Below are 21,958 nucleotides of genomic sequence, written 5' to 3' on the forward strand. Positions count from 1 at the left end.
TTCGGAGCTGGACTGCTGCGTGCGCGGGTCTCCCCGTCTCCGAGTCTGGCCCGTTCCCGGCCGCGCCGCACGCCCGGCCGGGGGCGGGCCGCCCCTCACGGCTGCGGGTCGCGGGCGTCGTAGCGGGCGAAGGCGCGGCGGCCCAGGCCGAGGGCGGTGACGGTCAGGACGCAGGCGAGGCCGCCGCCGATGACGGCGACCGCCGGGGAGGTCAGGGAGGCGGTCGAACCGGCGAGGAAGTCGCCGAGGCGGGGGCCGCCCGCGACGACCACGATGAAGACGCCCTGGAGACGGCCGCGCATCCGGTCCGGCGTCGCGGCCTGGAGCATGGTGGAGCGGAAGACCATCGAGACGGTGTCGGCACAGCCCGCGACGGCGAGGAAGAACAGGCCGAGCCAGAGGTTGCGGGCCAGACCGAAGCAGGCGACGGCCGCGCCCCAGGAGCCGACGGCCAGCAGGATCGCCAGACCGTGGCGGCGGATGCCGCCGAGCCAGCCGGAGAACAGTCCGCCGAGGACGGCGCCGACGGCGGGCGCGGCGACCAGCAGCCCCACCGTCTTCGCATCGCCCCCGAACCACAGCACCGCGACGGCGGGGAAGAGCGCGCGGGGCTGGGCCAGCACCATCGCGGCGAGGTCGGTGAAGAACGTCATCCGCAGGTTGGGGCGGGTGGCGAGGAACCGCAGCCCGTCCAGGACGGAGGCGCGGCGCCGCGGTGTGCCGTCGCCGTCGCCCTCCTCGGGCCGCATCGAGGGCAGCCGCCACATCGCGTAGAGGGAGGCGCCGAAGGCGGCGACATCGATCAGGTAGGCGGCCTGATAGCCCCACAGCCCGACGATGACGCCGCCCAGCATCGGGCCGCCCATCAGGCCGAGGTTGCTGGTCAGGGAGTTGAGGGCGTTGGCGGCGGGCAGCTGCTCGACGGGGAGCAGGCGCGGGATCATCGACGACCGCGCCGGGGAGTTCATCGCGAAGCACACGGCCTGGAGCGCGACGACCCCGTAGAGCAGGACGACATGGTGGCGGTGGGTGAGCGCCGCGGCGGCCAGCACGACGGAGAGGACGGTGGCGCCGGACGCGCTGTAGAGGCCGAGTGTGCGGCGGTCGACGGTGTCGGCGATGGCACCGCCGTAGAGACCGAAGACGACGAGCGGGACGAGGGAGCAGAGGCCGACCAGGCCGACCGCGAAGGTGGAGTGGGTGAGGTCGTAGACCTGGAGGGAGACCGCGAGGGCGGTCATCTGCTGGCCCATCCAGGAGATGGTGTTGCCGCACCACAGCCGCCGGTAGTCCGGTGAGGTGCGCAACGGTGTGAGGTCGGCGAATATGCGGGAGCGCAGCGGTACGGGGTCCGCGGGGGATTTCGTTGCATCGGGCACGCGGAAGTAAAGCATGCCCACCCGGCCGGACGGCGAGCTGTTTTCGCGGCCCCGCCCGGCGGCGTCAGACGGGCGGGGCGCACTCCGCGACGAGCCGGTCGATGTCGTCGAGCAGGGCCCGCAGCCCCCGCTCGAAGAGCCCGTCGAGCCGCAGGTCGTAGCCGTCCTCCCGCACCTCGTCGAGGAGCCGGGCGAGCGTGGGGTACGCGCCGGAGCCCAGCAGCGCGGACATCGCGGGCTCCTGGGCGTCCAGCCACTCCTCGTCGGTCAGCCCGGTCTGCCCGGCGGCGTGTGCCTCGCGCTCGGCGTGCACCGCCAGGCCCTGGATGTGGCTGTAGAGCAGGGCGTTGAGGTCGAGGACGGTCGCCGCGTCGAGTCCGTGGCCGTCGAGGGCGTCGAGCATCCACTCGGAGTAGGCGAGCAGCCGCGGCAGCAGTTGGGGGCGGGTGAGCGGACCGGTCTGGGCGAGCCAGGGGTGTGCGCGGTGCACCCGCCACAGGGCGCGGGCGCCCTCCTCCAGCCGGGTCCGCCACGGCGCCGGGGTGCGCGGGTGGTCCAGCTCGCCGAGGACGGTGTCGGTCATCAGCGCGACGAGTTCGTCCTTGCCCCGCACATGGCGGTAGGCGGCCATCGGGGAGACGCCGAGGCGGCCGGCGACGGCGCGCATGGAGAGGGCGGCGAGCCCTTCGGCGTCGGCGAGCGCGACGGCGGCGCGGACGAGGCGGTCCCGCCCCGGGTCCGCAGCGGGCGCGGTGGCCGGGGGCGGCATCGGCGCGGTGCGGCGGGGTGCGGGCGGCGCGGGCCGGGGTGCGACGACGGTTCCGGTGCGTCCGGTGGCGTGGATCAGCCCCTCCTGGCGGAGGACGGTGAGCGCCTTGGTCGCGGTAGCGAGGGCGACGCCGCTCTCCTCGGCGAGGCGGCGGGTGGCCGGTACCCGGTCGCCGGGGGCCAGTTCACCGCTCTCGATGCGGCGGCGCAGCGCGGCGGCGATCCGCAGGTACGGCGGGTCGGGGCGCTCGGCCACGTCCTGCTCCTTCCGTGTGCGGCGCCCCGCCCGGTACGGGCGCACCACCGCGATCCTTCCGGAAATTCTGCCCGCGCGCCGCCCCTGTACTAGCACAGAGACCACCTGCGGGAACGTCCGCACCCCTCTCCATGTCCTAGTACACACAGGGCAGTTGAGGCAGCGAACAGGCAGTTCAAGGGGGTGGTACAGGCGTCGCGTACGCCGTACATTCCTGTGCTGCGTACGCCGCGCTTCCGCCGCGTACACCCGATGGAGGGGGAATCCCATGACGTCCGTACTGATCTCCGGAGCGAGCGTCGCCGGGCTCGCCGCGGCCCACTGGCTGCGCCGGGCCGGCTGCACGGTGACCGTCGTCGAGCGCGCCCCGGGCCTGCGCCCGGGCGGGCAGGCGCTGGACGTCCGCGGGGTCGCGCTCGATGTGCTGGAGCGCGGTGGGCAGTTGGCCGAGGCGCGGGCGCTGCGGACCACGATGCGCGGGATGTCGATGCTGGACGGCACGGGCGCCGAGCAGTGGCGGTCGACCGAGGCGACCTGGAGCGCCGGGCGGCTGGACAGCCCGGACATCGAGATCTTCCGCGACGACCTCACCGCGCTGCTGCACCGGCACGCCCAGGACGGTGTGGAGTACCTCTTCGACGACTCCGCGACCGCCCTGGAGCAGGACGAGGACGGGGTGCGGGTCGACTTCCTCGGCGGGCGGCGGCGGACGTTCGACCTGGTGGTGGGCGCGGACGGGCTGCACTCGACGGTACGGCGGCTGGCCTTCGGCCCGGAGGAGCGGTACGTCCACCACCTGGGCGCCTACCTCGGCGTCTTCCGTGCCGCCAACTTCCTCGACCTGGCGGACTGGCAGATCTGGCTGCGGGAGGGGGACGCGAGCCTGTGCGTCTACCCGACCCGCGGCAACACCGAACTCCGCACCCTCCTCGGCTTCCGCTCCGCGCCGCTCGCCCTCGACCGGCACGACACCGCCGCCCAGCAGGCGCTCCTCGCCGAGAAGTTGGGCCATCTGGGCGGTCCGGCGCCGCAGTTGCTGGCCGCGATGGGTGAGGCGCCGGACTTCTTCTTCGACGCGATGGCGCAGATCCGCATGGACCGCTGGTCGGCGGGGCGGGTGGTGCTGCTCGGCGATGCGGCGCACTGCCCGTCCCCGCTCTCCGGGCAGGGCAGCAGCCTGGCGCTGGCCGGGGCGTACGTCCTCGCCGAGGAGGTGGGCCGGGCCGGCGGCGACCACCGTGCCGCGTTCGCCGGCTACGAGCGGCGGCTGCGCCCGTTCGCCGCGCTCAACCAGGCGCTGGCCACGGAGCATCCGGAGGGCCCGGCCCCGGACGAGGCGATGGACCGCGCCAAGAACGGGCTGCGGCTGGACGGCTGACGGGGTGACGCTCCCCGGGGCCCGGCGGCGTGGCGCCTGCCGCCGGGCCGGTGCCGGGTAGCGTGCGAAGGCCGCGCGAGCGTCACCGGGGAACCGCCGAGCGGCTGCCCGCCCGCCCACGACGAGGCCGGACCGTCCCGCCCGGCCGGGAGGAGTACGAGCCATGGACATCGGCATCGGACTGCCGGTACTGCGCCCCGATCCGCAGCTGTCGATCGCCGACTGGGCGCGGCACGCCGAAGCGCGCGGCTTCACCACGCTCGGCAGCACCGACCGGCTCGTCTACGACCAGTACGAGCCGCTGACCGCCCTGGCCGTCGCCGCCGGGGCCACCTCCCGCATCCGGCTGACCACCACCATCCTGCTGGCCCCGCTGCGCGCCAACCACGCGCTGTTCGCCAAGTCCGCCGCCACACTCGACCGGCTCTCCGGGGGCCGCCTCGTCCTGGGCCTGGCCCCCGGCGCCCGGGAGGACGACTACCGGGCGGGCGGGCTCGACTTCCGCCGCCGCGGCAAGCTGTTCGACGCCCTGCTGGAGACGGCCACCGCACAGTGGCGGGACTCCGACGGCATCGGACCGCGCCCGGCCACACCCGGCGGTCCCCCGCTGCTGCTGGGCGGCTTCACCGAGGTCGCGCTGCGGCGGATGGTCACCCACGGCAGCGGCTGGGTGGCCGGTGCCCAGGGGGTCGAGAACTTCCGTACGCACGTCCCGGGCGTCCGGCAGGCGTGGCGGGCGGCGGGCCGGGCGGGCGCGCCGCGGCTGGTGGGGACGGCCCACTTCGCCCTGGGCCCGGACGCGGAGCAGCGCCTGCACACCAGCCTGACGCGGTACTACACCTCCGGCACCTACGTCCAAAAGAGCATCGAGGCCGGGCTGGCCACGCCCGAGGCGGTCGCCCGCGAGGTGGCGGCCTACGCCGAGGCGGGCTGCGACGAACTCCTCCTCTTCCCGCACGGCGGCGGCCCGGAACAGATCGATCTGCTCGCCGACGCGGTCGGGCGGTGAGCCGCGGGCGGCGGCCTGCGGGAGGCCGCCGCCCCGGCACGGCCACGCCTCAGGGGCCGTCCGCCAGTGCGTACAGCCGCCGCGCGTTGCCCGCCGCGATCAGCGCCGCGACGCGGGCGGCGTCCTCGTACGACCAGGCGCCGTGGTGGGTCCAGTCGTCGAGGACGGTGCGCAGCGCGGTGCGGAAGACGGCACTGCCGACGGTGTACAGCTCGGGCAGGCCGTAGGCGTCGGTGGAGAAGAGGAGTTTGCCGAACGGGGTCAGCTCCAGGAATTCGGCGAGCACCGCGGTGGCCCGGGCGCCGGTGTGGCCGAGGGCGAGGCCGACGTCGGCGTAGACGTGCGGGTACACGGCCGCCAGGTAGGCGGCCTGGCGGTGGTACGGGTAGCAGTGCAGCAGGACGAGCGGGGTGCCGGTGTCGGCGGTGGCCCGGACGAAGTCGGTGAGCAGGGCCGGGTCGGCGTGGTGCAGCCGCAGGTCGGGGTCGCCGAAGCCGGAGTGGAGCTGGAGCGGCAGGCCGGTGGCGACGGCGAGTTCGAGGAGGTGGCGCAGGAGGACCGGGTCGGTGAGCCGGTACTCCCCGGCGGCCAGCCAGGCGCGGGCGGCTGCGTGCACCACGTCCCGGCCCGGCGGGTGGGACGCCAGGGCGAGGCCGTGGCGGTAGGCGGCGACGGTCTTGAAGGCGACGGCGTGCGCCGCGGCGTCGCGTACCGAGCGGGCCAGGGCGTCGAGGAACTCCTCGGCGTCCGCGGCCTGCCGGGCGGCGCGTTCGGCGAGCGTCTCCAGGCGGACGACCTCGTGCCCGGTGCCGCCGCCGGACTCCGCGGTCTCGGCGGGGCCGGTGAGCGGTCCGGGCAGCCCGGTGTCGACGAGGTAGGTGCCGATGCCCGCCGCGGTGAGCAGCAGGCGGCGGGCCTCGTCGGGGCCGAGCTCGGCGCGGCGGGCGAGGTAGTCGGCGGGCGGGGAGTGCGGCGGCAGGCCGAGGACCGGCGGGCACCAGCGGCGGAGCGCGAAGCCCAGCTGGCTGTCGAGGTAGCTGGTGCCCGGGGCGGCCGGCCGGTCCGACTCGGTGAGGAATCCGGCGAACTCGTCCGCGGACGGATGGTGGCGGAGCACGCCGTGGCAGTGGTGGTCGACGAGCGGCGGCAGCCCGTCCTGCGGCGCGGGCCTCACCAGCGCCACCGGGTCTCGGCGGCGATCTCCTCGTCGCCCTCGCCCGCGAACCGCGCGGCCTCCGCACGGCGCACCGCGAGCACCGCGCCGTGCAGCACCTCGCCCATCGCGTCGCGCAGCGGCGCCGATTTCTCCAGCTGGTCGGCGGAGTCGGTGAGGGTGGTGGGGAGGCGGACGATGCCGCGGCGGCCGCGCTCGCGGACGCCGAGGACGCCCGGGTCGCCGCTGACCGGCTCGGGGAGCACGCTGCCGCAGGTGAGCCCGTGCAGTCCGGCGGCGAGGACCGCGCCGACCACGAGGTAGGGGTTGGCGGCGGCGTCGAAGGGCTTCAGCTCGGCGTGGCCGCCGTCCGGGTCGTCGGGCGCCCCGGTGATCAGCCGCAGCGCGGCCTCGCGGTTCTCCACGCCCCAGCACTGGAAGACGCCCGCCCAGTGGGACGGCTGGAGCCGCAGATAGCTGGCGGGCGAGGGGCAGCCGAGGGCGAGGAGGGCGGGCAGCGCCTCCAGGACACCGCCGAGGAACGCCGCCGCGTCGGGCGCCAGGCCGTGGGCGGCGGCGGGGTCGCGGTGCAGGGAGCGGCCGTCGCGGTGGAGGCTGAGGTGGAGGTGGCAGCCGTTGCCGACGAGTCCGGCGACGACGGTGGGGGCGAAGGAGGCGCGAAGTCCGTGGCGGACCGAGACGGCGCGGACGGTCTCGCGGACGAGGACGACGTCGTCGGCGGCGCGCACCGGGTCGGCGGCGGCGGTGGAGACCTCGAACTGGCCCGCCGCGTACTCCGGGTGGATCTGGAGGACGTCGAGGCCCTGGACGGTGAGGGCCTCGGTGACGTCGCGGAGGTAGTCGGAGAGTTCGACGACCCGGGTCATGCCGTAGGCCGGTCCGGCGCAGGGGAAGTCGAGCGGTGCGTCCGGGTCGGTGGCGGCCGCACTGCCGGGCTCGGGGGCGCGGGTGACGACCCATTCGGTCTCGAAGCCCATCCGCAGCCCCAGGCCGTGCTCCGCGGCGCGTTCGGTCATCCGGCGGGCGAACTGCCGCTGGCAGGCGGGGTGCGGGGCGCCGAGCTGGTCGTAGCGGTCGGCGGGGGCCCAGGCCCAGCCGGGCTGTGCGGCGAGCGGGGTGAGGCGGTCCAGGTCGGGGAAGAGCCGCAGATCGCCGTCGGGGCCGCCGATGTGGGTGGATTCGGTGATGGCGTCGTCGGAGGTGAAGACGTCGAAGACCGGGGACATGCCGACGCCGCGGCGGGCGGCCTGCTCCAGGCGGTGTGCCGGGACGGCCTTGACGCGGGTGATGCCCGCGTTGTCGACCCAGGTCAGAGCGGTGTTGCGGACCCCTTCGGCGTCCAGCCGCGCCGCCAGCTGCGGTGCCTGTGCGGACTGTTGTGCCGACCGCGATTCCATGGTGCGTCCTTACCTCGCGCGTGCCGATGTCTCGGCGTCCGGTGTGCCCACGGGGCGCGTCCGCCCGCGGGGCGGGTCGGCCGCGCGCCCTGCCGGGTGGCCCTGGCTCAGGGGCAGTTGAACTCGCACCATACGCACTTGCCGCCGCCCCGCGGTTCCACTCCCCAGACATCGGCCAGCCGGTCGACGAGGAGCAGACCGCGTCCGGAGACCCCGGCCTCGCCCGGTTCGCGGCGCCGGGGCAGGTTGCTGGAATCGTCCTCGACCTCCAGCCGCAGCCGCCGTTCGGCGCTGTGCGGCATCTCGACGGTGACGGTGCAGGAACCGTCGGTGTGCAGCAGGACGTTGGTGATCAGCTCGTCCGCGACGAGTTCGATCTCCTCGGAGCGGTCCCCGGCGCCCCAGGCGCGGACGGCGGAGCGGATCATGTGGCGGGCGGCGCGCAGGCCCTCCGGGTCGGCGGGGGCGATCTGCCGCCGGACGCGGCCGGCGATGTCGTGGTGCGGGTCGCCGAGGCGGCGCAGCAGCAGGAAGGCCATGTCGTCCTCGCCGGGGTCGCGGTCGGCGAGGTCGCAGAGGCGGTCGGCGAGGCGCTGGACGTCCTGCGGGCCGCGGCGCACCTCGGCGGCCAACTCGCGGATGCCGTCGCCGAGATCGACGCCCGGCGTCTCGACGAGGCCGTCGGTGCAGAGCAGCAGCGTGTCACCCGGAGCGAGCTGCACCGTGGTGACGGGGTAATCCAGACGGGTGAATTCGGCGGAGAGTCCGAGGGGCAGCCCCCCGGCGACGGGCAGCGGGCGGCAGAGCCCTTCGGCGTGCCGCAGCAGCGGGTCGATGTGCCCGGCGCGGACGAAGCGGGCGGAGCCGCGGCTCAGGTCCGCGTCGACGTAGACGCAGGTGGCGAAGCGGTCGGTGTCCAGCTCCTTGAGGAAGGCGGAGGCGCGGGCCATGACGGTGGCGGGGGCGTGTCCCTCGGCGGCGTAGGCGCGCAGCACGATGCGGAGCTGGCCCATGAGGGCGGCGGCCCGGGTGTCGTGGCCCTGGACGTCGCCGACGACGGCGGCGACCCGGCCGTGCGGCAGCGGGATGACGTCGTACCAGTCGCCGCCGATGTCGCGGCCGAGGCGGGCCGAGCGGTAGCGGACGGCGATCTGGGCGCCGGGGACGCCGGGGATGCGGCGCGGCAGCATCGCCTGCTGGAGTCCGGCGGCGAGGTCGTGCTCCTGGTCGTGGAGCATGGCGCGGGCCAGGCTCTGGGCGATGCTGGTGCCGAGGGCGACCAGCAGGGCGCGTTCCTGCTCGCCGAAGTCGGACTCGCGCCGGAAGAAGATGCCGATGACGCCGATCGGGCGGCCCTGGGCGATCAGCGGGAGGTAGGCGGCGGAGCCCACGTCGAGGGGTTCGACGGCGGGCCAGATGCGCGGGTAGCACTCCTCGAACTCGGCGCGGCTGCCGACGAACCGCGGGGTGAGGGTGCGCACCACCTCGCTCATGGGGAACTCGTCGCCGATCCGGGTGAGCCCGAGTTCGGGGACGAAGCTGCCGGCCTTGCCCTCGGAGATCAGCCGGATGCGGCCGGATTCGACCAGCCCGAGGATGACGTTCTCGGCGCGCAGCCGGCTCAGCCCCTGGTCGCCGGCGAGGACGGCGATGACGTCGTGGACGGTGCGGGCGTGGGCGAGGGCGGCGGTGGTGCGCTGGACGACGTCGGTGTGGCGGCGGCGTTCCTCGTCGACGGCGACCCGCTCGGCGGCGTGGCGGTACTCCTCCTCGGCGTCGCGGACCACGCCGATGACGCGGAAGGGCCGGCCGGTGTCGTCGCGGCGGATGCTGCCCTGGCTGTGGATCCAGTGGAGCGAGCCGTCGCGGTGGCGGGCGCGGTAGTAGGCGCCGTAGGAGTCGCTGCCGTCCTTGAGTGCGCGGGAGACGAGGGCGTCGAGGCGGGCGGCCTCGCCGGGCGGGATGCGGTCGCCGAGGGTGGCGGGCCGGTCGTCGTACGCCTGCGGGGGCATGTCGAAGAGCCGCAGCGCGGGCGGGTCCATGTGCAGCAGCCCCCGGTCGAGGTCCCAGTCGAATCCGCCCATGTGGTTGAGGGCAAGGGTGAGATCCGGGTGGGCGGGCCAGTCGTCCGGCACCGACACGGTGGGCCGCTGAGCTCCCCGGTCAGCCATGCGGCCACTGTCCCACACGCCCCGGTAAAGGGGCTTTTCGACCACCTCTCCGCCCTCTTACGCATCACGACTGACTTTCTCATCAGTCAGTGAGCGCAACGCGAGAAATTCCCTGCTCACAGCAGGTTTAGATGAAGAAAACAGTACTCATCGTTGCGATGGTCTCAACACGACTGCTACGGTCCCGGACCATGACGGACGACCCCGCAGCCCGGGTGGCCGATGAGGCCGGGGCGCTCACGGAACGCGTCCGGCAGGCGATCGACGGGCTGGGATGCAGCCGCCGCGAGGTCGCCCGCCGGATCGTGATGGACCCCTCGAAGCTCTCCCGGTCGCTCAACGGCAGCCGCCGCTTCACCGTCGCCGAGATCGTCCGTATCGCCGACATCACCGGCGTCGACGCGGGCCGCCTCCTCGGCCCGGCGCAGCGCCCCGCGCCCCCGGCCGCGGCCGGTCCGGTGGCGGTGCCGGAGGGCGGGCGCCCGCTCCAGATCGTCCGTGAGACCGTCCGGCTCATCGCCGAGCACGGCTTCCGCGGCGTCCGGGTCGCCGACATCGCGGCGGCCTGCGGCACCAGCACCGCGGCGGTGCACTACCACTTCCCCGGCCGCGACGAGCTGCTGGAGGCCGCGGTGCGCTGGTGCATGGACGAGGACACCGCGCGCCGCGCCGCGGGCCTCGCCACCGCGGCCGACGCCCGCGGCGAGCTGCTGCACCTGATCGCCCTCCAGACGCCCCGCACCGACCAGCAGCGCCGGCAGTGGCTGGTCTGGCTGGACCTGTGGGCGCAGGCCGCCCGCTCCACCGCGATCGGCCGCCTCCACGAGCACTACTACCGGCAGTGGCGCACCACCGTCGCCGATGTGCTGCGCCGCGGCATCGACCAGGGCGTCTTCCGCGACCTGGACCCGGAGTTCACCGCGCTGCGGCTGACCGCGCTGATCGACGGTCTGGCCACCCAGGTCCTGGCCACCGCGCCGGACAGCACCGGCCCCGACACCATGCACGACGCCCTGCTCGCCTTCGTGGCGAGCGAGGTCACCGCGGACTGAGTCCGCCCGTCCCACCGGCCGCCGCCCCGGCGCCGGCCTCCCCCTGTCCCCCTCCGAAGGGAATCCCGTGAACAACGAGGTCATCATCACCTGTGCGCTGACCGGCGCGGGCGACACCGTCGGCCGCTCCCCGCACGTCCCGGTGACGCCGGAGCAGATCGCCGCCTCCGCCGTCGAGGCGGCCGCGGCGGGCGCCGCCGTCGTCCACATCCACGTCCGTGACCCCGAGACCGGTGCGCCCTCGCGCGACCCGAAGTTGTACGCGGAGACCGTCGCCCGGATCAAGGACACCGGCACCGACGTCATCATCAACCTCACCGCCGGGATGGGCGGTGACCTCGTGCTCGACGCCGACCAGCCGCTGGAGAAGGGCGCGCTGCCCGGCACCGACCTGGTCGGCGGCCTGGAGCGGCTGCCGCACGTCGAGGACCTGCTCCCCGACATCTGCACCCTGGACTGCGGTTCGCTCAACTTCGGCGACAACCTGTACATCTCCACCCCGGAGATGCTCCGCAAGGGCGCCAAGCGCATCCAGGAGCTGGGCGTGCGGCCGGAGCTGGAGATCTTCGACACCGGCCAGCTGTGGTTCGCCAAGCAGCTGCACGCCGAGGGCCTGCTGGACGACCCGACCGTCTTCCAGCTCTGCATGGGCATCCCGTGGGGCGCACCCGCCGACCCGGGTGTGCTCCAGTCGATGGTGAACATGCTGCCCGAGGGCGCGCAGTGGGCCAGCTTCGCGCTGGGCCGGATGCAGATGCCGTGGGTGGCCCAGTCGATCCTGCTCGGCGGCAACGTCCGCGTCGGCCTGGAGGACAACCTCTACCTCAGCAAGGGCGTGAAGGCCACCAACGGCCAGCTCGTCGAGCGCGCCGTGCAGGTCACCGAGCTGCTCGGCGCCTCGGTCGCCACTCCCGACCAGGCCCGCGCCCGCCTCGGCCTCAAGCCCCGCGGCTGACCGTCCTCCCCCTCCCACGGACCCCCTGGAGTTCCCCATGACCACCACTCCCCCCGCCCCCTGCGCCCCCGAGGACGTCCGCCGCGTCGCCTGCATCGGCGCCGGTGTCATCGGCGGCGGCTGGGTCGCCCACTTCCTCGCCCGCGGCTACGACGTGACCGCCTGGGACCCGGCGCCCGACGCCGAGGAGAAGCTGCGCCGTCTGGTCGCCGCCGCCTGGCCCGCGCTGGAGCAGCTGGGCCTGGCCGAGGGCGCCTCGCAGGACCGGCTGACGGTCACCGCGACGCTCGCCGAGGCCGTCGCCGACGCCCAGTTCGTCCAGGAGAGCGCCCCGGAGAAGCTGGAGCTGAAGCGCTCCCTCCTCGCCGAGCTGGACGCCGCCACCCCGCCCGGCGTGGTCATCGCCTCGTCGACCTCCGGCTACCCGATGACCGACATGCAGACCGAGGCCGCCGACCCGGGCCGTCTGGTCGTCGGCCACCCGTTCAACCCGCCGTACCTGATCCCGCTGGTCGAGGTCGTCGGCGGCGAGACCACCGCCGCGGACGCCGTCGCCTGGTCGTCGCGCTTCTACGACGTGGCGGGCAAGTCCGTCATCACCATGGACCGCGAGCTGCCCGGCTTCATCGCCAACCGCCTCCAGGAGGCCCTGTGGCGCGAGGCGCTGCACATGGTCGCCAACGGTGAGGCGACGGTGAAGGACATCGACGACTCGATCACCGAGGGCCCGGGCCTGCGCTGGGCGTTCATGGGTCCCTGCCTGACCTTCGCGCTGGCCGGCGGCGAGGGCGGCATGGGCCACATGCTCGACCACTTCGGCCCGTCGCTGAAGTCGCCGTGGACCCGTCTGGAGGCCCCCGAGCTGGACCGCGAGCTGCGCGACGCGATGGTCGACGGCTGCGAGGAGGCCGCCGGCGAGCGGACGTACGCGGACCTCGTCGCCGAGCGCGACCAGGGCGTCATCGACGTGCTGCGCGCCACCGGCCGTCTGGGAGGCACCGCCCGATGACGGCCCCGCTCCCCCTCTTCCGGCAGACCGTCCGGGACGAGTGGATCGACTACAACGGCCACCTCAGCGAGGCGTACTACGTCCTCGTCTTCGGGTTCGCGACGGACGCGCTGATGGATCGAACCGGGCTGGACGACGCCTACCGCGCGGAGTCGGGCTGCTCGCTGTACACGGTCGAGGCGCACGTCCGCTATCTCGACGAGGTGGCGCGCGGCAGCGAACTGACGGTCCGCACCTCGGTGCTGGGCGTCGACGCGAAGAAGGTGCGGTTCGCGCACGAGATGTTCGTGGGTGAGCCGGGCGACGCCCCGGTGGCGACGGAGGAGCTGTTCGCGCTCCACGTCGACCAGGGCACGGGCCGCTCCGCACCGCTGCCCGAGGCGACGCACCGCAGGCTCACCGGACTGGTGGTGCCCGCACCCGCCTGGGCGGGACGCGGTATCCGCGAGATCTGACGCGACCCGGCCGGGGCCCTCGGAGGACATCCTCCGGGGCCCCGGCGTCTTTTCAGCCCCGAGGACGGTGCCGCGGTTCGCCTGCGCGCGGCGGGCGGTGGCCCGAGCGGTCCCCCGTGGCTGTGCCGTCGCGGCGGGGGTCGGCGGCGCCGAACAACCGGCCGTCGGGGCGCACCTCGACGGCGGCTGCTCCGCTGCGCAGGGGGACCGCTCGGGCGCAGGGGTGCCCCAGGGAGGTGAGGCCGGGGAGGAGCGCTTCGGCGTCGGTTCCCTGTTCGACGTCGGAGCGGACGTCGGGTCCTCCGGCACAGTCGGCGATGGTGGTCTGGCCGCTGACGTGTGCCTGGTCGAGGGCCTCTTGCGGGTTCATCCCGTAGACGATGACGCCGAGGACCTGCTGGGCGACGTAGTCCGGGATGGGGGCGCCGCCCGCCGAGCCCGCGACCAGTCGCAGCCGTTGAGCAGGGTCGAGGACCAGGGCGGGGGCCACGGAGGTGAAGGGCCGTTTGCCCGGTTCCATGGTGTTGGCCCGTTCGGTGACACCGGCGGCGCTGTCGGGGCGGGAGAAGTTGGTGAGGGCGTCGTTGAGGATCATCCCGCGTGCCTCAAGAGCGGCTCCGAAGTCCGAGTTGACCGTGGTGGTCATGGAGACGGCGTTGCCGTGGCTGTCGACGATGCTGATCTGGCTGGTGGTGTCGTGGGTGGCGGGGTGGCGGGCCGGGCGGGGAGACAGACCCGGGAGGACGGGGTGCCGCGCGGCGGTGAGGGAGATCTGGGCCGCGCGACGGTCGAGGTGGCCGGGGGCACGCAGGGCCGCGATCGGCACGTGGGTGTAGTCCGGATCACCGACGGTCGAGCGGGCGTCCACCCCTGCGAGCCGGCTCGCCTCGATGGCCAGGTGGGTCTGGGCGAGGGTGCCCGGTGCGAGACGGGCGATGCCCTTGCGCTCGGCGAGGGCCAGGAGGTTCAGCACGTCGATGCCGCCGTAGGAGGGCGGCGGGGCCGTGCACATACGGCGTCCGAAGACGTCCCCGCACAGCGGGGTGCGCTCGCGTACCCGGTAGGCCGCGACGTCCTCGACCGTCATGAGGGAGGGGATCACGGCGGGGCCGCGGCTGTCGGTGCGCGGCTTGAGGGGGCCGCGGCGCGCCCGGGCGACGATCGCCGGTGCGATGGTGCCTGCCGGGTCGTAGAACGCACGGGCACCGCCCACCGCCACCTCGTGCAGCACCCGGGCCAGCTCGTGGTTGACCACCTTGGCGCCCACCGGTTTCGGCGTGTCCCCGTCGCAGTAACGGGCCCTCAGGTCCCGGTGGGCACACATGCCCACCGCCGACTCGTGCAGATACGGGCTGACCGGGAAACCCGTGGCTGCGAGCCTGCGCGCGGAGGTGAAGAGCGTGTCCCAGGGCCGGCTGCCGTAGGCGTGGTGGAGCCGGCCGAGGGCCCGCACGGTGCCGGGCACACCGACCGCCCGGCCCGTGTGGTCCACGCTGTCGTCGAACGCGGTGACGCCGTGGTGCCGGCGCTCGGCTGCCATGGGTACGTTCAGCGCTGCCGTGACGGTTGCCGGCGCGCGGGAGAGCCCGTCGAAGACCCGGACGCGGTGCCGGCGGCTTTCCCGGTGGACCACCTCCGAACCGCCGCCCAGACCGGAGGACTCCGGCTCGACCACGGCGAGAACCGCCTGTACTGCCACCGCCGCGTCCGCCGCGCTTCCCCCTGCGCGCAACACCTCGCAACCGGCCCGTACGGCCAGCGGATTCGCCGCGGCAACCATGAACCTCCGCCCACGGGCCGGCTTCCCGCCCGCCGGGTCCAGTCCGCCGACGCACCCCGGCGCACCGTCCGCAGCCGTCCGGGGATCACCGGCGACGCCTTGGGACGGCACCAACGCTCCCGGCCGGGCCCCCACGCCACCGACGCCCACGGTGGAGGCGGGGGCCGCAAGCGTCAGGACGACCGCGGCCAGGACGGCGAACACCGTACGACTCCTCCGCACCGACACCTCCGGTAGCCATGGGCGGCAGTGCCCCGGACGCCACTGCGGCCCGCGGACGAGCTATGCCCAGGCCCTGGCCGCGCTACCTCGCGGCCGTCCCGAAATCACCCGGCCCGCCCCGCACAAGGCGAGTAGGAAAGTTTCCTAACAATGGCGCCCCGGCATCTTGACCCGTACATGACCCGGCGTCAGGATTCCTCGGGAACGGCTCCACGCGCCGAACCAGGAGACGCACATGACGCCCACCCCCCGCGCCAAGAAGCCCCTCCACAAGAACCCCCGCATCGGCATCCCGGCGGCCGGCGCCGCCGCCCTCGCGCTCGCCGGCGGCGTGCTGATGTGGTCCCCCGCCGGACGCGCCGACGCCTCCCCGCACCGCGCGGCGGGCGGCTTCACCGTCGTCGCCGCCGGGGACATCGCCGAGCAGTGCACCGCGGACAGCAGCGACTGCGAACACCCCAAGACCGCCGCGCTGGTGAAGAAGATCAACCCGAAGTTCATCATGACGATGGGCGACAACCAGTACGACGACGCCCGCCTCAAGGACTTCACCCGCTACTACGACAAGACCTGGGGCGCCTTCAAGAACAAGACCCACCCCATCCCGGGCAACCACGAGACCTACGACCCGGACGGCGAGTTCAAGGGCTACAAGTCCTACTTCGGCAAGATCGCCTACCCCGAGGGCAAGCCGTACTACAGCTACGACGAGGGCAACTGGCACTTCATCGCCCTCGACACCAACAACCTCAACTCCACGCAGCTGAAGTGGTTCAAGGACGACCTCAAGAACACCTCCAAGAAGTGCGTCGCCGCCTACTTCCACCACCCGCTCTTCTCCTCCGGCGAGCACGGCAACGACCCGGTCAGCCGCCCCGTCTGGAAGGCGCTCTACGACGCCAAGGCGGATCTGGTGCTCAACGGCCACGACCACCACTACGAGCGGTTCGCCCCGCAGACGCCGGACGGCAAGCGGGACGACAAGAACGGCATCGTCGAACTCCTCGGCGGCATGGGCGGCGCCCACCCGTACAAGATCGAGGAGGTCCAGCCCAACAGCCAGAAGCGGCTGACCGACACCTTCGGGGTGGTCAAGCTCAACTTCACCGACACCGGCTACTCCTGGGACCTGGTCGGCACGGACGGCAAGACCAAGGACAGCAGCCCGTCCTACACCTGCCACTGACCGGCGAAGGCGGGCACCGGGCACCATGTATCTCGCGACCACGGACGCGGCCACCACGGCGACCAAGGTGACGCGGGGCCGCGTCGGCGGGCCGGTACTGGCCCTCGGCGCGGTCAGCCTCGTCACCGACATCTCCTCGGAGATGGTCACCGCCGTGCTGCCGCTGTACTTCGTCATCCAACTCGGCCTCTCCCCCCTCCAGTTCGGCTTCCTCGACGGCCTCTACAACGGCGCCACCGCCCTCGTGCGGCTGCTCGGCGGGCACGCCGCCGACCGCGGCGGGCGCCACAAACTCGTCGCCGGCTGGGGCTACGCCCTCTCCGCGCTCTCCCGCCTCGGGCTGCTGCTCTCCGGCGGCGCCACCCTCGGCATCGGCGCCTCCCTCGCCGCCGACCGCCTCGGCAAGGGCGTCCGCACCGCTCCCCGCGATGCGCTGATCTCGCTCAGCGCCCCGCCGAACGCACTCGGCCGCGCCTTCGGGGTGCACCGCGCGATGGACACCACCGGTGCGCTGCTCGGTCCGCTCGCCGCGTTCGCGCTGCTGTGGGCCACCGCCGACGCCTACGACGCGGTCTTCGTCGTCAGCTTCTGCGTGGGCCTGCTGGGCGTGCTGCTGCTCGTCGTCCTCGTACCGGACCGCGCGGCGGCGCCCGTAGTACCGCAACCCACCGCGCCCCGGCCGCGCGCCGCGCTGCTGGCCCCGCTGCGCGACGCGGCGTTCCGGCGGATCTTCACCGCCGCCGCGCTGCTGGGCGCCGCGACCATCGGCGACTCGTTCCTCTATCTGCTGTTGCAGCGGCGGCTGGAGTTCGCGGTCAGCTGGTTCCCGCTGCTGCCGCTGGGCGCCGCGGCGGTCTATCTGCTGCTGGCGGTGCCCGCCGGACGGCTCGGCGACCGCATCGGCCGCCGGGTGCCGTTCCTGGTCGGCCACGCCGCCCTGCTCGGCGGCTATCTCCTGCTGCTGACCTCCGGCGCCGGACTGCCGCTGCTCGCCGCCGTCCTGCTGCTGCTCGGCGTCTTCTACGCGGCGACCGACGGCGTCCTGATGGCGCTCGCCGGACCGGTCCTCGCCGCCGAACGCCGGGCGAGCGGAATGGCGCTGCTCCAGACCGGTCAGGCGCTGTGCCGGTTGCTGGCGGCCGCCGGGTTCGGCGCCGCCTGGACGCTGTGGGGCACCCGCCCGGCGCTGATCGCCGCGGTCACCGCACTGGCCGTGGCCCTGCTCGCCGCGGTCCTTCTGCTCCCCCGCACGGAAAGGCACCTCACATCGGCATGAACCCCTCTCCACACCGCGAGCCCGCGGTCCGGGAGCCCGAGGGCCCGCACCCCGAGGGCCCGCACCCCGAGGGCCGGGAACCGGGCGCCGTCTCCCCGGGCGCCCGGCCCGCGCCCGCCGGGGCCGCGGCCCGGTTCGCCGCGCTGCCGCTGCGGATGCGCGTCCTCGCGCTGACCGTGACGGGCGCGCTGCTGGCCGGTGTCGCCGTGGCGTACACCGTGGGCGCGGCCCGCCGGGCCGAACCGGCCGACCCCGTCTCGGCGTTCGGCCTCGACCGCGGCCGGCTGTACTTCCGCTCCACCGGCGCCGGGGACGGCCGCATCGCCCGGCTGCCGGCCACCGGCACCGCCGTCTCCGCCCACGGGCCGGAGAAGCGCACCACCGGCGGTCCGCGCTGCGACCGCTTCTACGCGGCGGCCCGCACCGGACTGTGCCTGACGCGCCGCCCCGGCATCCCGCCGCGCTCGTACGCCGTCGTGCTCGACGAGAAGTTGCGCGAGAAGCGCCGCATCGGGCTGACCGGTATCCCCAACCGGGCGCGGGTCTCGGCGTCCGGCCGGATGCTGTCGTGGACGATGTTCGCCACCGGCGACTCGTACGCCACCACGTCCTTCTCCACCCGCACCTCGATCCTCGACACCCGCACCGGCTACCTGATCAAGAACATGGAGGGCATCCCCCTCACCCTCGACGGCCGCCGCTACCACGCCCCCGACGTCAACTACTGGGGCGTCACCTTCGCCCGCGACGACAACACCTTCTACGCGACGGTCTCCACCGCGGGCAAGACCTACCTGGTGAAGGGCGACCTGCGCAGATGGCGGGCCCGCACGCTCCGCGAGAACGTCGAGTGCCCCTCGCTCTCCCCCGACAACACCCGCCTGGCCTTCAAGAAACGCGTCCGCGACGGCGCCCGCGACCCGTGGCGGCTGTACGTCCTCGATCTGCGCACCTTCAAGGAGCACCCGCTCGCCGAGACCCGCAGCGTCGACGACCAGGCCGCCTGGCTGGACGACGCCACACTCGCCTATGCGCTGCCCGGCAAGGAGACCGGCTCCAGCGACATCTGGACCGTCCCCGCCGACGGCCACGGCTCCCCCGCCCTGCGCGTCCCCGACGCCTCGTCCCCGGCCCGGGTGCCGTGACCCGGACGCGTGGCGGTCCCGTCCCCGGCGCACAATCGAAGGGTGAGTGACGAGCAGAGGGACACCGGACGGACCACCGCCGACACGCCGCGCCCGGCCGCCGGCGGGGAGGGCGGCGACCCGGCCTGCTGGCTGGACCGGGTCTGCGAGGTCTGCGGGCGGATCGACGACCGGCCGGACGGGGAACGCGACGGCTGCCGCTTCTGCGCCGAGGAGGCGGCGGCGAAGGCCGCACCGCCGCCGACCGCCCGCCGCCGGGACCGGGACGCCGACGGCCGGGCCCGCAACGCGCGGCCCCGCGACGGGCTCGGGCGGCCGCTGCCGTACGGCGCACCGGGCGTGGCCCGCCAGCCCGAGGGCGTGGTCCGGACGCCGGAGGCGACGCTGACCGAGGCGCAGCGGCTGCTCGACGCCGGGATGCCGTTCCACGCCCACGAGGTGCTGGAGGACGCCTGGAAGACCGCCGCCGAGCCGGAGCGCGCGCTCTGGCGCGGCCTGGCGCAGCTCGCCGTCGGCCTCACCCACGCGGCCCGCGCCAACGCCACCGGCGCCGTGTCCCTGCTCGACCGCGGCGCGGCGGCCCTCGCCCCGTACGCGGACACCGCCCCGTACGGCATCGACATCGCCGCGCTGACCGCCTGGGCCCGGCACCTGACCGCACGGCTGCGGGACGCCCCGGCGGATCCGGTCCCGGCGGCCGCTTCGGCGCCGCGGCTGCGCGTCTGAGCCGTCAGGCCGCCCCTTACGGTGCCTGCCGTCCGCCCCGTTCGGCCGCCCGGCGGCGCAGGTGCTGGCGGCGGGCCAGCGCCGCGCCCATGGCGAGGACCGCGGCGCCTATGCCGCCGCCCCACAGGGCGAGCGCGTCCCGCCACGGCGAGTTGCCCGCCTCGTCGGTGCGGGTGGTGTGCGGGGCGGGCTCCGTGTCGGGGCCCGGCGCCACCGCGCGGTTCATCGAGCCGATCGGCTCCGCGGTGCCCACGCTGTCGAAACCCCAGTCCAGCAGCGCGGCGGCCTCCTTGTAGACGCCGTTGGCCGCACCGGACCGCGGGTTCATGACCGTCACCAGCAGGGTGTGCCCGCCCCGTCGGGCGGCGGCGATCAGGGTGTTTCCGGCGTTGGTGGTGTAGCCGTTCTTCACCCCGATGATCCCCGGGTAGCGGGACATCCCGTTCGTGCCGGACAGCAGCCGGTTGGTGTTCTCGATACGGGTGACACCGCCGGCGGTCGGGAAGTCGGCCCGGGCGGTGGAGCAGTAGCGCGCGAAGTCGTCGTTGGCGAGCCCCGCCCGGGCGAAGACCGTCAGGTCGTACGCGGACGAGACCTGGCCCGGGGTGTCGTAACCGTCCGGGGACTTCACGGTCGTGTCCTTGGCGCCCAGCTCCCGGGCCTTCGCCTGCATCTCCCGGGCGGTCGCCTCCCATCCGCCGTTCATCGACGCGAGGACGTGCACCGCGTCGTTGCCCGAGCGCAGGAACACCCCGCGCCACAGGTCGGCCACCGAGTAGCTGCTGCCCGCCTCGACGCCGACGAGGCTGCTGCCCGAGCCGACCCCCTCCAGTTCGGCGGGCTCGACCCGGTGCACCGAATCCGCGGCGAACTTCGGCAGCGCGGTGACCGCGAACAGGGTCTTGAGGGTGCTGGCCGGGGGCAGTTTGCGGTGCAGATCCTTGGCGGCCAGGACGCTGCCGGAGTCGGCGTCGGTGACGGCCCACGACAGGGCGGAGAGGTTCTCCGGGAGTGCCGGCACCCCGGGATCGTCGGCCACCTGCACCCCGGCGACGGCCGGAGCGGGCGGGCGGTGCGCGTCGGCCGCGAGGGCCGGGGCCGGTATACAGGCCGACGGGACGCCGGCGACGACGAGCACCGCCAGTGCACCGGCCTTCCGGGACAGGAATGCATCGAGTGACATGACGATCACGCTAGGGAGCTGCCGGGCGCCTCGCAGGACGGCTGGGCCAGACGGACGACAGCTACGACCCTGCGGTGTGTCCCCACACAGAGCGACCCGCCCGGTGCGACGGGGGATGCACACCGGGCGGGTCTCAACACCTTTCTACCGCATCGCAGAACACTTATGCCTCGGAAAGCGTGTTCGTCGGCGGCTCACCACGTCACAGGCAGCGAGTTCAGGCCACGCGCACGCAGTGTCCTGCGGTGGGTGAGCGACTCCCGCGGGACGTCCAGCCGCAGCCCGGGGAACCGTTCGAGCAGCGCGCCGAGCGCGACCGCCGTCTCCATCCGGGCCAGCGGCGCCCCCAGGCAGTGGTGGATTCCGTGACCGAGGGTGAGGTGGCCGGAGAGGCCGCGGGCGAGGTCCAGGCGGTCGGCGGCGGGGAAACGGGCCTCGTCGCGGTTGGCGGAGGCGACGGAGAGCAGCACACAGTCGCCCGCCGGGATGCGGACGCCGCCGATCTCCAGGTCCTCGCGGGGAAAGCGCCGGATGGCGAGCGGGGCCGGCGGATCGAAGCGCATGAACTCCTCCACCGCGTTCGGCAGTTCGGCCGGATTACGGCGCAACGCCGTCAGCTGTTCGGGGTGGTCGAGGAGGGCGAGGACGGCGTTGCCGATGAGGTGGACGGTGTTCTCGTAGCCGGCGAAGAGGATCAGGAAGGCCAGCGAGGTCAGTTCGTCCTCGGAGAGCCGGTCGCCGCCGGGCGCGGCGTCGTCCGGTGCGGCGTCGTCCGGGGTGTCGCGGACCGCGATGAGTTCGGAGAGCAGATCGTCGCCGGGGTGGGCGCGCTTGGTGGCGATGAGGCCGGTGAAGTAGGTGAAGAGTGCGCCGACGGACTGCTTCATCAGCTCCGGACGGGACGGATCGGGGGTGATCAGCCGGTCGGTCCAGGCGCGGAAGTCCCGCCGGTCGTCGCGGGGCACGCCGAGCAGGTCGCAGATCACGACGATCGGCAGCTGCCCGGCGTAGTCGGCGAGGAGGTCGGCGCGTCCGGCCGGTTCGACGGCGTCGAGCAGTTCGTCCGCGACGCGGCGTACGGGGGCGCGCAGCGCCTCGACGCGGCCCGGGGTGAAGGCGCGGACGACCAGGCGGCGCACCCGGGTGTGGTCCGGCGGGTCCATGTTGAGGAGGTTGGCGTCGAGCGCCGGGGGCAGCGCGAAGCCGCGGTAGCTGCCGGGCGTGGCATGGCGCCTGTCGAGGGAGAGCCGCGGGTCGGCGAGGGCGGCCCGCACGTCGTCGTAGCGGGTGACGAGCCAGGCGGGTTGCCCGTCGGGGCCGGCGATGCGGTGGACGGGGCCGCTTTCGCGCAGTGCGGCGTACGCGGTGTGCGGGTCGTCGAGAAGAGGCGTCACATCGACGGGTGCTGCGGGGCCGGTCTCGGCGGTGTTCTGCATG

General features: G+C 74.3%; 18 protein-coding genes. 10 read left to right on the plus strand and 8 right to left on the minus strand.

What is annotated here, in order from left to right; genetic code table 11:
• Positions 1-95: 95 nt before the first annotated feature.
• Together ACZ4U4_RS27640 and ACZ4U4_RS27645 are read right to left on the minus strand one after the other, a co-directional pair.
• Positions 96-1,394, minus strand: coding sequence for an MFS transporter (locus ACZ4U4_RS27640; RefSeq protein WP_467879616.1), 1,299 nt, complete (start codon positions 1,392-1,394; stop codon positions 96-98).
• 49 nt (positions 1,395-1,443) lie between these two features.
• Entirely contained in the window at positions 1,444-2,403 is a 960-nt protein-coding gene (locus tag ACZ4U4_RS27645; RefSeq protein ID WP_467879619.1) for a GntR family transcriptional regulator, read from the minus strand.
• 268 nt (positions 2,404-2,671) lie between these two features.
• Here ACZ4U4_RS27645 and ACZ4U4_RS27650 point away from each other — a divergent pair, with 268 nt between their 5' ends.
• Complete coding sequence (locus tag ACZ4U4_RS27650) at positions 2,672-3,781, plus strand: FAD-dependent monooxygenase (protein WP_467879622.1); 1,110 nt, start codon at positions 2,672-2,674, stop codon at positions 3,779-3,781.
• 163 nt (positions 3,782-3,944) lie between these two features.
• The gene (locus ACZ4U4_RS27655) at positions 3,945-4,790 is read left to right on the plus strand and encodes an LLM class flavin-dependent oxidoreductase (protein WP_467879625.1); all 846 of its coding nucleotides are present in this window, start codon (positions 3,945-3,947) and stop codon (positions 4,788-4,790) included.
• 49 nt (positions 4,791-4,839) lie between these two features.
• Here the strand turns inward: ACZ4U4_RS27655 and ACZ4U4_RS27660 are convergent, their stop codons facing one another.
• The 3 genes from ACZ4U4_RS27660 to ACZ4U4_RS27670 form a co-directional block, all read right to left on the minus strand.
• Complete coding sequence (locus ACZ4U4_RS27660; RefSeq protein WP_467879746.1) at positions 4,840-5,967, minus strand: amidohydrolase family protein; 1,128 nt, start codon at positions 5,965-5,967, stop codon at positions 4,840-4,842.
• On the minus strand, positions 5,961-7,361 hold the full coding sequence (locus ACZ4U4_RS27665; RefSeq protein WP_467879628.1) for a type I glutamate--ammonia ligase: 1,401 nt from the start codon (positions 7,359-7,361) through the stop codon (positions 5,961-5,963). Before ACZ4U4_RS27665 ends, ACZ4U4_RS27660 begins: the two co-directional genes overlap by 7 nt.
• A 107-nt stretch (positions 7,362-7,468) precedes the next feature.
• Positions 7,469-9,532, minus strand: coding sequence for a SpoIIE family protein phosphatase (locus ACZ4U4_RS27670; protein ID WP_467879632.1), 2,064 nt, complete (start codon positions 9,530-9,532; stop codon positions 7,469-7,471).
• Between the two features lie 191 nt (positions 9,533-9,723).
• Between ACZ4U4_RS27670 and ACZ4U4_RS27675 the strand changes: the two genes are divergently transcribed.
• The 4 genes from ACZ4U4_RS27675 to ACZ4U4_RS27690 all read left to right on the plus strand — a co-directional run bounded on the left by ACZ4U4_RS27675 (position 9,724) and on the right by ACZ4U4_RS27690 (position 13,003).
• Positions 9,724-10,584, plus strand: coding sequence for a TetR/AcrR family transcriptional regulator (locus tag ACZ4U4_RS27675; RefSeq protein WP_467879635.1), 861 nt, complete (start codon positions 9,724-9,726; stop codon positions 10,582-10,584).
• A gap of 67 nt (positions 10,585-10,651) precedes the next feature.
• Positions 10,652-11,539 (plus strand): beta-keto acid cleavage family enzyme, encoded by an 888-nt coding sequence (locus ACZ4U4_RS27680; protein WP_030279728.1) that lies wholly within the window; start codon positions 10,652-10,654, stop codon positions 11,537-11,539.
• A gap of 37 nt (positions 11,540-11,576) precedes the next feature.
• The gene (locus tag ACZ4U4_RS27685) at positions 11,577-12,548 is read left to right on the plus strand and encodes a 3-hydroxyacyl-CoA dehydrogenase NAD-binding domain-containing protein (RefSeq protein ID WP_467879638.1); all 972 of its coding nucleotides are present in this window, start codon (positions 11,577-11,579) and stop codon (positions 12,546-12,548) included.
• Positions 12,545-13,003, plus strand: a complete 459-nt coding sequence (locus tag ACZ4U4_RS27690) for a thioesterase family protein (RefSeq protein ID WP_467879640.1) — start codon at positions 12,545-12,547, stop codon at positions 13,001-13,003. Before ACZ4U4_RS27685 ends, ACZ4U4_RS27690 begins: the two co-directional genes overlap by 4 nt.
• 52 nt (positions 13,004-13,055) lie before the next feature.
• Here ACZ4U4_RS27690 and ACZ4U4_RS27695 read toward each other — a convergent pair whose 3' ends face one another.
• Entirely contained in the window at positions 13,056-14,783 is a 1,728-nt protein-coding gene (locus ACZ4U4_RS27695; protein WP_467879642.1) for a gamma-glutamyltransferase family protein, read from the minus strand.
• Positions 14,784-15,240: 457 nt separating this feature from the next.
• Here ACZ4U4_RS27695 and ACZ4U4_RS27700 point away from each other — a divergent pair, with 457 nt between their 5' ends.
• From ACZ4U4_RS27700 to ACZ4U4_RS27715, 4 genes are all read left to right on the plus strand, one after another.
• Positions 15,241-16,191 (plus strand): metallophosphoesterase family protein, encoded by a 951-nt coding sequence (locus ACZ4U4_RS27700; RefSeq protein ID WP_467879644.1) that lies wholly within the window; start codon positions 15,241-15,243, stop codon positions 16,189-16,191.
• Positions 16,192-16,216: 25 nt separating this feature from the next.
• The gene (locus tag ACZ4U4_RS27705) at positions 16,217-17,467 is read left to right on the plus strand and encodes an MFS transporter (RefSeq protein WP_467879647.1); all 1,251 of its coding nucleotides are present in this window, start codon (positions 16,217-16,219) and stop codon (positions 17,465-17,467) included.
• Between the two features lie 155 nt (positions 17,468-17,622).
• On the plus strand, positions 17,623-18,612 hold the full coding sequence (locus ACZ4U4_RS27710; RefSeq protein WP_467879749.1) for a TolB-like translocation protein: 990 nt from the start codon (positions 17,623-17,625) through the stop codon (positions 18,610-18,612).
• Positions 18,613-18,654: 42 nt separating this feature from the next.
• Positions 18,655-19,338 (plus strand): DUF309 domain-containing protein, encoded by a 684-nt coding sequence (locus ACZ4U4_RS27715; RefSeq protein WP_467879650.1) that lies wholly within the window; start codon positions 18,655-18,657, stop codon positions 19,336-19,338.
• A gap of 16 nt (positions 19,339-19,354) precedes the next feature.
• Here the strand turns inward: ACZ4U4_RS27715 and ACZ4U4_RS27720 are convergent, their stop codons facing one another.
• Positions 19,355-20,521, minus strand: a complete 1,167-nt coding sequence (locus ACZ4U4_RS27720) for a D-alanyl-D-alanine carboxypeptidase family protein (RefSeq protein ID WP_467879653.1) — start codon at positions 20,519-20,521, stop codon at positions 19,355-19,357.
• Positions 20,522-20,715: 194 nt separating this feature from the next.
• On the minus strand, positions 20,716-21,957 hold the full coding sequence (locus ACZ4U4_RS27725) for a cytochrome P450 family protein (protein ID WP_467879655.1): 1,242 nt from the start codon (positions 21,955-21,957) through the stop codon (positions 20,716-20,718).
• Position 21,958 lies beyond the last annotated feature (1 nt).

It is taken from the genome of Streptomyces sp. NPDC029159, assembly GCF_055564055.1.